The sequence below is a fragment of the Flavonifractor sp. An100 genome (assembly GCF_002161175.1).
In the GTDB taxonomy this organism is placed as follows: domain Bacteria; phylum Bacillota; class Clostridia; order Oscillospirales; family Oscillospiraceae; genus Lawsonibacter.
Window position 1 is genome coordinate 70,963 of the sequence record NZ_NFMA01000015.1, and the last position, 13,204, is coordinate 84,166.

Annotated in this window: 14 protein-coding genes and 1 tRNA gene; 4 read left to right on the plus strand and 11 right to left on the minus strand. The window is 60.3% G+C overall.

From position 1 onward, the window contains the following. Positions 1-2 precede the first annotated feature (2 nt). Positions 3-779, plus strand: a complete 777-nt coding sequence (locus B5E43_RS09745; RefSeq protein ID WP_087396234.1) for an enoyl-CoA hydratase-related protein — start codon at positions 3-5, stop codon at positions 777-779. Positions 780-918: 139 nt separating this feature from the next. Beyond that, positions 919-1,854 carry an AEC family transporter gene (locus B5E43_RS09750; protein ID WP_158099016.1) on the plus strand — a complete coding sequence of 312 codons (936 nt, stop codon included), beginning with the start codon at positions 919-921 and terminating at the stop codon, positions 1,852-1,854. Between the two features lie 97 nt (positions 1,855-1,951). Here B5E43_RS09750 and B5E43_RS09755 read toward each other — a convergent pair. The 3 genes from B5E43_RS09755 to B5E43_RS09765 form a co-directional block, all read right to left on the minus strand. After that, positions 1,952-2,027 (minus strand) — tRNA-Arg (locus tag B5E43_RS09755). 66 nt (positions 2,028-2,093) lie between these two features. Beyond that, positions 2,094-2,636 carry a 4'-phosphopantetheinyl transferase superfamily protein gene (locus B5E43_RS09760; protein WP_158099017.1) on the minus strand — a complete coding sequence of 181 codons (543 nt, stop codon included), beginning with the start codon at positions 2,634-2,636 and terminating at the stop codon, positions 2,094-2,096. Between the two features lie 73 nt (positions 2,637-2,709). Next, positions 2,710-3,225 carry a DUF6512 family protein gene (locus tag B5E43_RS09765; protein ID WP_087396238.1) on the minus strand — a complete coding sequence of 172 codons (516 nt, stop codon included), beginning with the start codon at positions 3,223-3,225 and terminating at the stop codon, positions 2,710-2,712. Between the two features lie 131 nt (positions 3,226-3,356). On the opposite strand from B5E43_RS09765, the gene spoVAC reads away from it, so the two are divergent. Then, positions 3,357-3,800 (plus strand): stage V sporulation protein AC, encoded by a 444-nt coding sequence (gene spoVAC / locus B5E43_RS09770; RefSeq protein WP_087396240.1) that lies wholly within the window; start codon positions 3,357-3,359, stop codon positions 3,798-3,800. Positions 3,801-3,853: 53 nt separating this feature from the next. On the opposite strand, the gene nspC is transcribed toward spoVAC, so the two are convergent. The 8 genes from nspC to B5E43_RS09810 form a co-directional block, all read right to left on the minus strand. Beyond that, entirely contained in the window at positions 3,854-4,975 is a 1,122-nt protein-coding gene (nspC, locus tag B5E43_RS09775) for a carboxynorspermidine decarboxylase (RefSeq protein ID WP_087396242.1), read from the minus strand. A gap of 4 nt (positions 4,976-4,979) precedes the next feature. Beyond that, positions 4,980-6,239 (minus strand): saccharopine dehydrogenase family protein, encoded by a 1,260-nt coding sequence (locus tag B5E43_RS09780; RefSeq protein WP_087396244.1) that lies wholly within the window; start codon positions 6,237-6,239, stop codon positions 4,980-4,982. Between the two features lie 46 nt (positions 6,240-6,285). Next, positions 6,286-7,140, minus strand: a complete 855-nt coding sequence (speB, locus tag B5E43_RS09785; RefSeq protein ID WP_087396246.1) for an agmatinase — start codon at positions 7,138-7,140, stop codon at positions 6,286-6,288. Further along, on the minus strand, positions 7,121-7,981 hold the full coding sequence (gene speE, locus B5E43_RS09790; protein ID WP_087396249.1) for a polyamine aminopropyltransferase: 861 nt from the start codon (positions 7,979-7,981) through the stop codon (positions 7,121-7,123). Before speE ends, speB begins: the two co-directional genes overlap by 20 nt. A 4-nt stretch (positions 7,982-7,985) precedes the next feature. Then, positions 7,986-9,434 carry an aminotransferase class I/II-fold pyridoxal phosphate-dependent enzyme gene (locus tag B5E43_RS09795; protein ID WP_087396251.1) on the minus strand — a complete coding sequence of 483 codons (1,449 nt, stop codon included), beginning with the start codon at positions 9,432-9,434 and terminating at the stop codon, positions 7,986-7,988. Between the two features lie 19 nt (positions 9,435-9,453). After that, a complete protein-coding gene (gene speD / locus B5E43_RS09800; protein ID WP_087396254.1) occupies positions 9,454-10,212 on the minus strand; it encodes an adenosylmethionine decarboxylase in 759 nt (252 codons plus the stop codon). 539 nt (positions 10,213-10,751) lie between these two features. Next, complete coding sequence (locus B5E43_RS09805) at positions 10,752-12,401, minus strand: DAK2 domain-containing protein (protein ID WP_087396256.1); 1,650 nt, start codon at positions 12,399-12,401, stop codon at positions 10,752-10,754. A 28-nt stretch (positions 12,402-12,429) separates the two neighbouring features. Next, positions 12,430-12,777, minus strand: coding sequence for an Asp23/Gls24 family envelope stress response protein (locus B5E43_RS09810; RefSeq protein ID WP_087396258.1), 348 nt, complete (start codon positions 12,775-12,777; stop codon positions 12,430-12,432). 234 nt (positions 12,778-13,011) lie between these two features. Between B5E43_RS09810 and B5E43_RS09815 the strand changes: the two genes are divergently transcribed. Continuing rightward, positions 13,012-13,204, plus strand: a 193-nt coding sequence (locus tag B5E43_RS09815; RefSeq protein WP_143382984.1) for a hypothetical protein, incomplete at its 3' end; no start/stop codon positions are given.

A 13,204-nucleotide genomic window follows, 5' to 3' on the forward strand; every position in this document is an offset into this window, starting at 1 on the left:
AAATGGCATTTGTGACGCTGGAGCAAAAAGGCCCTGTGGGCATTATCACTATGAATCGACCGGAGGCTCTCAATGCCTTGAACGATCAGGTGCTTCGGGACCTGGACAGTGTGCTGGACCAGGTGGAAGCGCAGGAAGATATTCTGGTGGCCATTCTCACCGGATCGGGACGCTCCTTTGTGGCGGGAGCGGATATCGGGCAGATGTCTGAGCTGACGGCCGCCCAGGCCAAGCAGTTCGGCGTACTGGGCAACCGGGTCTTTTTGAAGCTGGAGAACCTGACCAAGCCCACCATCGCGGCGGTCAACGGCTTTGCACTGGGCGGCGGCTGCGAGCTGGCCATGGCCTGTGATATCCGGGTAGCCAGCGTGCGGGCCCGGTTTGGACAGCCTGAGGTGGGGCTGGGCATTACCCCTGGCTTTGGCGGCACCCAGCGCCTGCCCCGGCTGGTGGGCTCTGCCAATGCCATGGAGCTCATTCTGACTGCCCGGAACATCAAAGCGGAGGAGGCCCAGGCTATGGGTCTGGTCAGCCATGTGTATGAGCCCGAGGAGCTGATGGACAAAGCTCTGGAGCTGGCCAATGCTATCGCTGCCAATGCCCAGGTGGCGGTGCGGCAGTCCAAGGCGGCCATCCGCCGTGGCCTGCAGACGGATATGGCCACCGGTGTGGCCTACGAGAGCGAAGCCTTTGCCCTGTGCTTTGCCACCGAGGACCAGAAGGACGCCATGAAGGCCTTCTTGAATAAGGAAAAGGTAACAGCCTTTAAGAACCGTTGATCCTTTGGCAAGTCAGCCAGAAACCGCCAGCCCAATGGCTGGCGGTTTCTCTGTGTTGACGATGACAAGGGGAGAACGCCTTTGTTATAATGAGGGGAAAAGAGAAAACGCCCTGGATGGGGCGGGGAGAAGTGGGAGAATGTCTGTTTCGGTACTGCTCACCAATCTGGTGGGCTTATTTTTGATGATCGGAGTGGGATTTGTGGCGGTGCGTGTTGGGGTGCTGCCTGCCAGTGCCACCACCCCTCTGACCGCGTTACTGATGAAAATTACCCTGCCGGCCACCATTTTTGTGTCCATGCTCCGGCCATTTGAGGCGGAGTTTTTGGGTGACGCGCTGCTGATGTTTGGCCTGGGCTTTCTGTTTCATATATCCTATGTGATTTTGTCGCAGCCCCTGAGCCGGCTGTTTCGGGTGCCAAAGGGGCGTCGAGGCATGTGGGCGCTGTGCTGCTCCTTCTGCAACAATGGATTTATGGGCTATCCCGTGGCCTATGCCCTGTTTGGAGAGGAGGGGATGGCGCTGGCGGTGATGTTGGGTGTGCCCTTCAACCTGCTGCTCTACTCCCTGGGAGCGAAATTGGCTGCATCGGATGGAGAAGCGGAAAAGGAAGCTGCTACAGTATCCTGGGGCAAGGTGTTGTTCAGCGCAGTCAACCTGGCAATTGTGTTGGGATTGACCTTTTATTGCCTACAGGTTTCCGTCCCGGAGGCTGTGTTGACCCCTGTGCAGTATCTTTCTGATATCACAACACCTCTGTCCATGCTGGTCACCGGGATGAATTTGGCGGAAGGAAAGCTGTCCGACGCCCTGCTAGACCGGGATGTGCGGTCCATATGCCTGGTACGGCTGCTGCTGTTCCCTATTTTGACCTGGGCGGTGGTGGAGCTGCTCCCCATTGCCAATCCCATGGCGGTGGGGGTGGTAATTATCATTATGGCTATGCCCTGCGCCGCAGCCACGGTGGTAATCGGGGAAGAATATGGCGGCTGTGTGGAGCTTGGGGCCCGGGCGGTGTTTGTCTCCAGCCTGTTGTGTATCGTAACGATTCCCCTTATTTCCTTGCTGGTGTAAAGAAAAAGCCGGAAAGCTGCAAAATGGAGTGGCTTCCCGGCTTTGTTCTTCTGAAATTGTGAAAAAAGAAGCATCTGCCGAGCAGGTGCTTCTTTTTTGGTACGCCCGAAGGGACTCGAACCCCCAACATTCAGAACCGGAATCTGACGCTCTATCCATTGAACTACGGGCGCATCTGTTTGGATGCTTCGTTATTATAGCAGGATTCCGTTAGATTGTAAAGGGGAAATTTTCAAGAATCAGGGAAGTGTGACCCAGGTGATTTGGCTTGGCGGGGCATGTGTGCTGCAGCAGGCCCCCATCCAGCCCCCGCCGGAGTAAATTTGAACGTACAGGCCCTCCACAGTGCCGTGGGTTTGCCCGGAGGACAGAAGGGGGGTGGGGATGCTGGAGATGGAGCGGGTCAGGCCGGTGCCAGTGTATTTGACATGGGCTTCCTTCATTGCCCACAGCTGAGCAAAGCCTCTCCACAGGTCCGGCTGTTCCTCCAGCCACCGCTGTTCCTGAGGGGAGCATACCCGGGCGGGCAGGCCGGGACGCATGGCTTTGACCATCTGGATATCTACCCCCACAGGGGCCAGGTCCAGAGCGCATAAAATGAGCTCCCCACTGTGGCTGAGGTTAAATTCCAGCTCCGGGTGATCAGGAAAGTATGGCTTCCCTCCGTCCCTGCGGGCAATGGAGGGCAGCTGGGGCAGTCCCCATTCGGTTTGGACAGCCATAGCCAACAGATCGTAGGCCCGGCGGCGGGCATTGGTACAGCTAGTTCCAAAGACAACCATGACGCTTCCCCCTTTCTGAACCAGAGTATACAAACCCATTATAGCAAAGGAAAAGAGAAAGGGGAAGGGCCGTTCAGCACGGGAGAGGAAACCAGGCCCCAGCGGAGGACAGGTCGACAAACAGGAGAGTATTGGGAGGATAGAGGGTAAACAGCCCCAACAGAACGATCAAAACAGCGCAAATGAAAATGGGAATCATCCAGCCCGGCGTGGAAAAGGGACCAGAAAATTGCAGAGGGAACCAGAATCCAAATGCCATAACGGCAACATAGAGAAGTAGGTCCACCCAAAACGCCTCACCGCCCAGAGAGACGTGATAAAGATATCCTACCACCAGCATAATCAGGCACATCAAAGGCAGCGCCAATAAAAAAGGCCGGATGGCTCCAGGGCGTTTCCAGGTCAGCCAGGAGGCGGCCAGGAGATAGGGCCAGACGAGGATTTTGGTGTGTTCCCAAATGCTTTCATTGATGGGAGAGATAAGAGCGGTCAAGGCGTTGGGAAACCAGCCGTAAAGGAAATGGAGCATAGCGCCCAGAATAATAGCTCCCAGAGCGGCAGAAACAATGTGGCGTTTGTCATAATACACCCAAATCACCTCTTTCAGCACCAGTGTATGTGGGCAACGCAGGGAATATGACGGCAACTGTGCATAGGTTCTGGGAGCAAGACACACACTAGAAAAAATGCGGTAAGCAAAATGAAATGGAGAGAAGGACCTTGAAGATAACCAATCAGGACTATGGAAAGCTGATCCAGGAGCGGGCTCAACCCTCCCCCACATGGAAAAATATGCTTTGGGCATTTGTGGTGGGCGGAGCGATCTGTACAGCCGGGCAAGGGTTATCCAACTTATACCGCAGTTGGGGACTCAGCCAGGATCTGGCAGGGACTGCGGTGTCTGTGACCCTGATTTTTGCCGCCGCTCTGCTCACGGGTCTTGGATATTTTGATAATATCGCCAAGCGGGCGGGAGCGGGTACTCTGGTGCCCATCACCGGCTTTGCCAACGCCATGGTGTCCCCTGCCCTGGAATTTAAAAGCGAGGGGCTGGTCACCGGTACCGCGGCCAAACTCTTCGTAGTGGCCGGCCCGGTGCTGGTGTTCGGTATCAGCGCCAGTGTGATCTATGGCCTGGTACTGTGCCTGCTGGGCGCAAATTGAGAAATAGGAGGCAGCCCCGGCCGCAAGGCCGGGGCTGCTTTTCAAAGGAAAACTCAGGACAGCCGGGTCTTAAAATCTTGATAGCTGAAGGAGCGCACCAGAGACACCTTCCCGTCCCAGTCCCGCCAGCGGATGGCGGGCAGAGGCATGCCGTTGAAGGTGTTGGTCTTCACCATGGTGTAGAGGGCCATGTCCTCAAAGACCAGGGTGTCCCCCTCTTGCAGGGGGGCGTCGAAGGAGTAGTCCCCGATCACGTCTCCCGCCAGACAGGTGGGGCCGGCCAGGCGGTAGGTGTGGGCCTTTTCCCCCGGCTCCCCCGAACCCTGGAGGGGGGGACGGTAGGGCATCTCCAGTACGTCGGGTATGTGGCAGGCGGCGGAGGTGTCCAGAATGGCGATGTCCATGTCGTTGTGGACGATCTCCAGCACCGAGGCGACCAGGAATCCGGCGTTCAGCACCACCGCCTCTCCCGGCTCCAGGTAGACCTCCACGCCGTAGGTCTCCCGCAGACGGCGGATGAGGCCGATGAGCCGGTCCACCTGGTAGCCCGGCCGGGTGATGTGGTGGCCGCCCCCCAGGTTGAGCCACTTCAGCCCCTTGAGAAAGGGGCCGAACTTGTCCTCAAAGGCCCGAAGGGTGGTCTCCAGGTCGTCGGCGTCCTGCTCACAGAGGGTGTGGAAGTGGAGGCCGTCCAGCAGGGGCAGCTGGTCGGGGCGGAAATTGGCCAAGGTGGTCCCCAGCCGGGAGCCGGGGGCGCAGGGGTCGTAGATGGCTTGGCCCTCCTGGGTGGAGCACTCAGGGTTTATCCGCAGGCCCACCTGCTTACCTGCCGCCCGGGCCCGGGGAGCAAACTTGTCCAACTGGGCGGGGGAGTTGAAGACCAGGTGGTCGGCGTATTGCAGCAGCTCCTCAAACTCGTCGGGGCGGTAGGCGGGGGAGAAGACGTGGGTCTCTCCCCCGAAGTGCTCCTTCCCCAGACGGGCCTCGTAGAGGCCGCTGGCGGTGCTCCCCGCCAGGTATTGCCGGAGAAGGGGGTAGCAGTAGAACATGGAGAAGGCCTTCTGGGCCAGGAGGATCTTGCACCCGGCCTGCTCCTGGACCGTCTTCAGCAGCTCCAGATTAGAGCGCAGCCGCCCCTCATCCACAAGAAAATAGGGGGTGGGAAACTGAGCCATATCCTTAGTCCACCAGCACCGGGTTGTCGTTGATCTGCCAGGGCAGGCCCCACTGGTTGAGCGCGTCCATGTAGGGATCGGGATCGAACTCCTCCACGGTGAATACGCCGGGCTTGTTCCACTTGCCGGTGAGGAGCATCATGGCCCCGATCATGGCGGGCACACCGGTGGTGTAGCTGATGGCCTGGGAGCCCACCTCTTTGTAGCACTCCTGGTGGTCGCAGACGTTGTAAATGTAGGCCTTCTTCTCCACGCCGTCCTTCTTACCGGTGAAGATGCAGCCGATGTTGGTCTTGCCCACGGTGCGGGGACCCAGGGAGGCGGGGTCAGGGAGGAGAGCCTTCAAAAACTGGATGGGCACGATCTGGTGGCCCTCATAGTCGATGGGGGTGGTGGACAGCATGCCCACGTTTTCCAGACACTTCATGTGGGTGAGGTAGCTCTGGCCGAAGGTCATGAAGAAGCGGATGCGCTGTACCCCGGGGATGTTCTTGGCCAGGGACTCGATCTCCTCGTGGTGGAGCAGGTACATGTCCTTCTCGCCCACCTGGTCAAAGTTGTACTCCCGCTTGATGGACATGGCGGGAATCTCCACCCAGTGGCCGTTCTCCCAGTAGGAGCCGGGGGCGGACACCTCCCGGAGGTTGATCTCGGGGTTGAAGTTGGTGGCGAAGGGGTATCCGTGGTCGCCGCCGTTGCAGTCCAGAATATCAATGGTGTCGATTTGATCGAAGAGGTGCTTTTGGGCGTAGGCGCAGTAGGCCTGGGTCACGCCCGGGTCGAAGCCGGAGCCCAGAAGGGCGGTGAGCCCGGCTTTTTCAAATTTCTCCTTATAGGCCCACTGCCAGGAGTAGTCAAAGTAGGCGGAGAAGCCCTCCTCCTTGCAGCGCTTGTCGTAGACCGCCCGCCATTCCGGGTCGTCGATGTCCTCGGGCTCGTAGTTGGCGGTGTCCATGTAGTTGACGCCGCAGGCCAGGCAGGCGTCCATGATGGTCAGATCCTGGTAGGGAAGGGCGATGTTCATCACCAGGTCGGGCTGTACCTTTTTGATCAGGGCGATGACCTGATCGACGTCGTCGGCGTCCACCTGCTCGGTGGTGATCTTGGTCTTCGTCTTGCCCTCCAGCTGCGCCTTTACGGCGTCGCACTTGGACTTGGTGCGGCTGGCGATGCAGATCTCCTCAAACACCTGACTGTTCTGGCAGCACTTGTGGATGGCCACTCCGGCCACGCCGCCGCAGCCGATGATCAAAACCTTGCTCATTTCCAATACCTCCAGTATAAATAAAAAGATAATTTATAAAATGGAATCAACATTCCAGGGCTAACAGCATTTCCCGCACGATTTTTGCGGCCACGGCGTTGGACACGCCGCTGGGGTCATAGGGGGGCGAGAGCTCATTGACGTCGCAGCCCACCACATTGCAGTGGCTGCACACCAGGGTCACCGCCCGGCGAAGCTCGTCGAAGGACACCCCGCCCGGCTCGGGGGTGCCGGTGCCGGGGAAGACGGAGGGGTCCAGCACATCCAAATCCACGGTGAAGTAGACCGGGGTGTTGGCAAGGGCTTTCACTTGCTCCTCCAGTCCTCCCAGGTCAAAGGGGTGGGTGGACACATGGTCCTTGCCCCAGAGCCACTCGGAGCGGTCCCCGGAGCGGATGCCGAACTGGAAGATCCGGCCGTCCCCGGTGAGCTCCCAGCACCGGCGGATGACGCAGGCGTGGGACAGCTCCACTCCCAGGTAGTACCCCCGCAGGTCGGTGTGGGCGTCAAAGTGGAGGATACACACGTCGGGGTAGCGGCGGTGGACCGCCCGGAAGGCCCCCAGGGTCACCAGGTGCTCCCCGCCCAGAAGGAAGGGGAGCTTCCCACCTTCCAGAATTTCCGCCGCCCGCTCCTCAATGGCCTCCAGGGCCAGCTGGGGGCTGCCCAGGGAGAGCTCCAGGTCCCCGCTGTCCAACACGGAGCAGTCGGCCAGGTCCCGGTCCTGATAGGGACTGTAGGTCTCCAGGCCGTAGGACTCCCGCCGCAGGGCGGAGGGGCCGAAGCGGGTGCCAGGGCGGTTGGAGGTGGTGGAGTCAAAGGGGGCTCCAAACAGGACTGTTTTGGCCTGGTCCCAGGGGGTATCGCAGGCCATGTAAACATCAATCTGCGGCTTCAACATGCTTCAATAGCTCCTCTACATAGGCTGGAATATAGAACGCACCCTTGTGCAGGGTGGTGGTGTAGTACCGGCAGGTGAGGCCCCGGGCGTTCCACTCCTCCTCCCGCAGGTCCCGGAGGGGGTGGTAGGTCTTGGAGGCGAAGCCAAAGAGCCAGTGGCCCGAGGGGTAGGTGGGGATGTGGGCCTGATAGACCTTGGCGATGGGGAAGGACTCCACGATTCGCTTGTGGGCCCGCTGGCAGGCCAGGGCGTCCTCGGCGTAGAAGGGGCTCTCATGTTGGTTGACCATGATGCCGTCTGCCCGCAGGGCCTTGGAGCAGTTGCCATAGAACTCCCGGGTAAATAACCCCTCTCCCGGCCCAAAGGGGTCGGTGGAGTCCACGATGATCAGGTCGTAGCAGTCCACCTTCCGGCGAATGAATTTCAGTCCGTCCTCGTAGTAGATGGACACCCGGGGGTCGTCCAGGGTGCAGGCGGTCTGGGGCAGGTACTCCCGGCACACCTCCACCACCATGGGGTCAATTTCCACCATGTCGATGTGGGCGATGTCGGGGTAGCGGCACAGCTCCCGGATGACGCCCCCGTCCCCGGCGCCGATGACCAGCACGTCCCGGACGTGGGGGTGGACCGCCAGGGCGGGGTGGGTGATCATCTCATGGTAGATAAACTCGTCCTTTTCCGTGAGCATCATGTAGCCGTCCAGGGTGAGGAAGCGGCCAAACTCCTGGGAGTGGAACACGTCGATGCGTTGGAACTGGCTCTGGGCGCTGTAGAGCTGTTTGTCCACTCGGATGGAGAGCTTCACATCGGGGGAGTGGGCCTCGGAAAACCAGAGATCCATAGGGTCAAGCCCCTCCTTTCAGCACGTTGAGATGGAGAATATCCGGGTCCTCCGGCCCGGTCATGGAGCAACCCTTGTCCTTGGCGTAGCGGATGTAGTCCAAAATCTGGGGGGTGATGGTCTCCCCAGGGGCCAGGATGGGGATGCCAGGGGGATAACACATGACAAATTCGCTGCACACCCGCCCGGCGGTTTCCTCCAGGGGGAGGGACTCGGAGGGGGCGTAGAAGGCGTCCTGGGGGGAGACGGCCACATGGGGGTCAATGTACTCCTGGTCCATCAGCCCCGCCCGGCTCTTGCCGAAGCGGCGGCGCACCTCGCTCATGGCGCTGACCAGCCGCTCCACCTCCCGGGGGCGGTCCCCGATGGACAGGTAGGCCAGGATGTTCCCCAGGTCGCCGAACTCGATCTGGATGTCGTACTCGTCCCGGAGCAGGTCGTAGACCTCAATGCCCGCCAGCCCCACCTCCAGGGTGTTGACCGACAGCTTGGTCACGTCAAAGTCGTAGACGCTGTCCCCGTTGCACAGCTCTTTGGAGAAGGCGTAGTAGCCGCCGATGGCGTTGATCTCCTTTCGGGCGTAGTCGGCCAGCTCCATCACCCGGCCGAACTCCTCCCGGCCCCGGAGGGCCAGGTTCCGCCGGGCAATGTCCAGGCTGGAGAGGAGGAGGTAGGAGGCGCTGGTGGTCTGGGTCAGGTTGATGATCTGACGCACATGGCCGGGGGAGACGTTGGGGCCGGTGAGAAGGAGGGAGCTCTGGGTGAGGCTGCCCCCCGATTTGTGCATGGACACCGAGGCCAGGTCGGCCCCCGCCTCCATGGCGGAGACGGGCAGGTCGGGGTGGAAGTAGAAGTGGGTGCCGTGGGCCTCGTCAGCCAGACAGAGCATGCCGTGGGCGTGGGCCAGGGCGACGATGGCGCGCAGGTCGGAGCAGATGCCGTAGTAGGTGGGGTTGTTCACCAGCACCGCCTTGGCGTCGGGATTGTCCCGGATGGCCCGCTCCACCTCGGAGACCTTCATCCCCAGGGGGATGCCCAGGCGGGGGTCACACTCCGGGTTGACATATACAGGGATGGCCCCGCACAGCACCAGGGCCCCCATGACGCTGCGGTGGACGTTTCGGGGGAGGATGATCTTTTCCCCCCGCTTGACCACCGACAGCACCATGCTCTGCACCGCACTGGTGGTGCCTCCCACCATGAGGAAGGCGTGGGCGGCCCCGAAGGCCTCCGCCGCCAGCTCCTCCGCCTGGCGGATTACCGAGACGGGGTGGCACAGGTTATCCAGGGGCTTCATGGAGTTGACGTCCATGTTGACGCAGGTCTCCCCCAGCAGCTTGGCCAGCTCCGGGTTGCCCCGGCCCCGCTTGTGGCCCGGCACGTCGAAGGGGACCACCCGCATTTTGCGGAACTCCTCCAGGGCCTGATAGATGGGCGCTTGGGTCTGATCCATCTGCGCTCCACCTCCTTTTTTAGTAGATATTCCGTCCGCTGAAGATCTCGATCATCTCCCGGCGCAGGTTGTTCATGATCTCCAGACGGGTCTGGGGAGGCAGCTCGTAGACGTCGGTTTTGAAGAGATAGTTCTGCAGGTCGATGTCCTTGACCATCATCTTGGTGTGGAAGAGGTTGGCCCCGTATACGTTCACATCCACCGCGTCGTAGCGGCGGAGGATGGCGGGGTCGATGTAGTCTTGGATGGAGGTCACCGGGTGGTCCATGAACACCTTTACCCCGTCCACATTCCGGGTAAAGCCCCGGACCCGGTAGTCCATGGTGATGATATCCGAGTCGAAGGAGCCGATGAGGTAGTCCAGGGTGGACAGGGGGGTGATCTCTCCGCAGGTGGCCACATCGATGTCCACCCGGAAGGTGGCCAGGCTGGTTTCCGGGTGGTACTCCGGGTAGGTGTGGACGGTGACGTGGCTTTTGTCCAGGTGGGCCAGCTGGGTCTTGCCCGCGGGGATCATGGACCCCTCGGCGATGAGGATGGTCACCGAGGCCCCCTGGGGCTCATAGTCCTGTTTGGCGATGTTGAGCACCCGGGCGCCGATCATGTCGGTGAGGGTGGTGAGGATGGTGGTCAGGCGGTCGGAGTTATATTGCTCGTCGATGTAGGCGATGTAGTCCCGCTGCTCCCGGGCGGTTTTGGCGTAGCAGACGTCGTAGATGTTGAAGCTCAGGGCCTTGGTCAGGTTGTTAAAGCCGTACAGTTTCAGTTTTTCTCCCATGGTATACGGACCTCCCGTCAAAAAACCCGGAGCGCAGCCGGGCCAATCGTGGTGCGGAGATAAAAAAACAGGCAGCGTGCCCGCAGCACGTTGCCTGTAAAGGGTCAGTTGGATGGAACCTGGTCCAGGGGATAAGCCGGCCTGGATAGAACGGCGCAAGGGGGTAAACTGCCCCTGACGCCAAGGGTGGTGTGGTTCCGGTTTTTCACAGAGTCTATATAGCAAATACTTACTTTTACTACTCTTATTGACCGTTTTACAAGTTGATGCATGGGGTGCAAAGGAAACCAACTTATAAAATTGAGCTTTTAACTCAATCAATAATGGCAACATCTCAGTTGCCTTCGGCAGTTGACCCGGCTGTCCGTATGGCCTTAACCCCAGACGGGGTGGTCAGAAGAAATATTTGCATGGATACTCTGTCAAAAACTCATATCACATGACGCCCCTAACTATATCCGATTCGCAGCCGTTTGTCAAGGCTGTGTGGGAGAGAAAAAACACGCCGTCCTCCTGAGAGGACGGCGTGGGGGAAAATCTCATTCCGCGGAGATCATATAGTAGTACACAGGCTGTCCGCCGGGCAGCAGGTTGATTTCCGCCTGGGGACAGGCGGCGGTGAAGATATCCTGCACCCGCTGGGCCTGCTCCTCGGTGACGTCGGCGCCGTAGAAGATGGAGATAAACTCCGCCTCCTGGTGGCTGGAGGAGTGGGCCAGACGGTCCAGCAGGGCCTCCAGATCCTGGTCGGTGCCGAAGAGCTGGTGCTCTTCCAGGGCCAGATAGTCACCCTGCTTGATGGCAAAGCCGCCGAAGTCGGAGTCCCGGGCAGCGTAGGTCACCTCGCTGGTGCGCACCCGGCCGAAGGCCTCGGTCATGGCGGAGGTGTTCTCCTCCTCGGTGGCGTCGGGGTCGGCAGCCAGCATGGCGGCGATGCCCTGGGGGACGGTCTTGGTGGCCAGGACCACCACCTTCTTGTCCTCGCACAGGCGGACGCACTGCTGGGCGGCCATGATGATGTTCTTGTTGTTGGGCAGGACGTAGACGATCTCTGCCGGGGTGGCGTCGATCTCCTTCAGAATGTCCTCGGTGGAGGGGTTCATGGTCTGACCGCCGCCCACCAGGCCGTCCACACCCAGGTCCCGGAACACGGCTTCCAGGCCCTCTCCAGCGCACACGGCCACATAGCCGAACTTCTTCTCCGGGGCAGCCTTCACAGGGGCGCTCTCCTGGGCGGGGGCCTGAGCCGCCTCCTCCAGGATCTCGGTGTGCTGCTCCCGCATGTTTTCGATCTTTACCTTCAGCAAAGCGCCGTAGGTCAGAGCCTCCTGTAGCACCAGACCGGGGTCGTTGGTGTGGACGTGGACCTTGATGATGTCGTCGTCGTCCACCAGCACCAGGCTGTCGCCCAGGTTATTGAGGAAGCCCCGGAGGAGCTCCGGGTCCTTCTTGGTGTCCCGGGAGCAGATGAACTCAGTGCAGTAGCCAAACTTGATCTCCTCGGTGGAGAAGGCGCCAAACTCCGCCTTGTCCGCGGGGGCATCTTCCTCCTCGGCCACCTCCTCGGGCATGGGCAGACCGCGCAGCTCGTCCAGCATACCCTGGAGGATGACAAGGAAACCCTTGCCGCCGGCGTCCACCACACCCGCCTTCTTCAAAACGGGATTCTGGTTGATGGTGTCGGCCAGGGCCACGTGGCCCTCCTCAATAGCGGCCTGGAGGACGGACTCCAGGTTGTCATCCTCCCGGGCGCAGCCGGCGGCCCGGGCCGCGGCCAGACGGGAGACGGTGAGGATGGTGCCCTCGGCGGGCTTCATGACGGCCTTGTAGGCGGCGGCCACGCCGAAGTCCAGAGCGATGGCCAGGTCCCGGCCGTCCATGATCTCCTTCTCCTTGATGGCCTTGGCAAAGCCGCGGAACAGCAGGGACAGGATCACGCCGGAGTTGCCCCGGGCCCCCCGCAGCAGGGCGGAGGCCGCTCCCTGGGCGGCCTGGCCCACAGCGTCGTAGCGGTTCTTTTTCATTTCAGCGGCGGCGGCGCCAATGGTCAGGGACATGTTGGTGCCGGTGTCGCCGTCGGGGACGGGGAATACGTTCAGGTCATTGATGGCCTGCTTTTGGGCGTTGATGGCGGCTGCCGCGTGGATGACCATGCGTTGAAATGCCGCCGCGTCGATATTCTGTACCATAGTCGGCAATGTTCCTTTCTACGTATGGTTAAAAGCGCATGGAATCCACGCACACATCCACGGAGGCGACCTCCACTCCCGTGGTCTTGCTGACCACGTAGCGCACCTCGCTCATAATGGAGCGGCACACCGCCATGAGATTCACACCATTTTCCACAATGATGTGCAGCTCAATGGAGACGGAGCCGTCCTCGTTGTAGTATACCTTCACGCCCTTGGCCATGGACTCCCGTTTCAGCAGGTGGACCAGCCCGTCAGTGGTGGAACGAACGGCCATGCCCTTGACGCCATAGCAGTTGGTGGCCGCGCTGCCAGTGATGGCGGTAAACACCTCGCTGCTGATGCGGATCTCACCCAGGTCGTTTTGCAGTTTCATAGGCCTCTACCTTCCTTTCGCTTAAGGATAGGGGATAATAGATTGATTCATCCTTTATTGTATTCGATTTTGGCCCAAATTACAAGCCCTAATTGCCCCAGCCCACCGACGAAACCCGCCTTGGTTCCCCATCCTTGTTTCGACTGATCTTTTCCAGAAAATGGAATATAATGGCAAATAAATCCAGACGGACAAGACCCCAATTTTTGGGGGAGGGCACGGGAGGAGAACACCATGACGGCCAGACAGACGTTGAAAACCAAGCTGGACCGGCTGCGGCAGCAGTCCAGACAGACCGGACAGGTACGGCTGTCCACTTCGGCGGTGACCATGTGGGCGGAGGCGGCCATCCACTTTTTGCTGGCGGGCATCCTGTCGGGGGCGGTGCTGCTGGAGGATTGCGCCCCCTTTGGGGTGGCCCTGGTGG

What these genes read in the sequence shown, in the direction of transcription:
- B5E43_RS09760 (WP_158099017.1), bottom strand. Translation starts at nt 2,636, where the DNA reads ATGGTTGTCTTTGGAACTAGCTGTACCAATGCCCGCCGCCGGGCCTAC.
- B5E43_RS09795 (WP_087396251.1), bottom strand. Translation starts at nt 9,434, where the DNA reads ATGGATCAGACCCAAGCGCCCATCTATCAGGCCCTGGAGGAGTTCCGC.
- B5E43_RS09750 (WP_158099016.1), top strand. Translation starts at nt 919, where the DNA reads ATGTCTGTTTCGGTACTGCTCACCAATCTGGTGGGCTTATTTTTGATG.
- B5E43_RS09745 (WP_087396234.1), top strand. Translation starts at nt 3, where the DNA reads ATGGCATTTGTGACGCTGGAGCAAAAAGGCCCTGTGGGCATTATCACT.
- speE (WP_087396249.1), bottom strand. Translation starts at nt 7,981, where the DNA reads ATGGATCTCTGGTTTTCCGAGGCCCACTCCCCCGATGTGAAGCTCTCC.
- B5E43_RS09810 (WP_087396258.1), bottom strand. Translation starts at nt 12,777, where the DNA reads ATGAAACTGCAAAACGACCTGGGTGAGATCCGCATCAGCAGCGAGGTG.
- B5E43_RS09805 (WP_087396256.1), bottom strand. Translation starts at nt 12,401, where the DNA reads ATGGTACAGAATATCGACGCGGCGGCATTTCAACGCATGGTCATCCAC.
- nspC (WP_087396242.1), bottom strand. Translation starts at nt 4,975, where the DNA reads ATGGCTCAGTTTCCCACCCCCTATTTTCTTGTGGATGAGGGGCGGCTG.
- B5E43_RS09780 (WP_087396244.1), bottom strand. Translation starts at nt 6,239, where the DNA reads ATGAGCAAGGTTTTGATCATCGGCTGCGGCGGCGTGGCCGGAGTGGCC.
- speD (WP_087396254.1), bottom strand. Translation starts at nt 10,212, where the DNA reads ATGGGAGAAAAACTGAAACTGTACGGCTTTAACAACCTGACCAAGGCC.
- speB (WP_087396246.1), bottom strand. Translation starts at nt 7,140, where the DNA reads ATGTTGAAGCCGCAGATTGATGTTTACATGGCCTGCGATACCCCCTGG.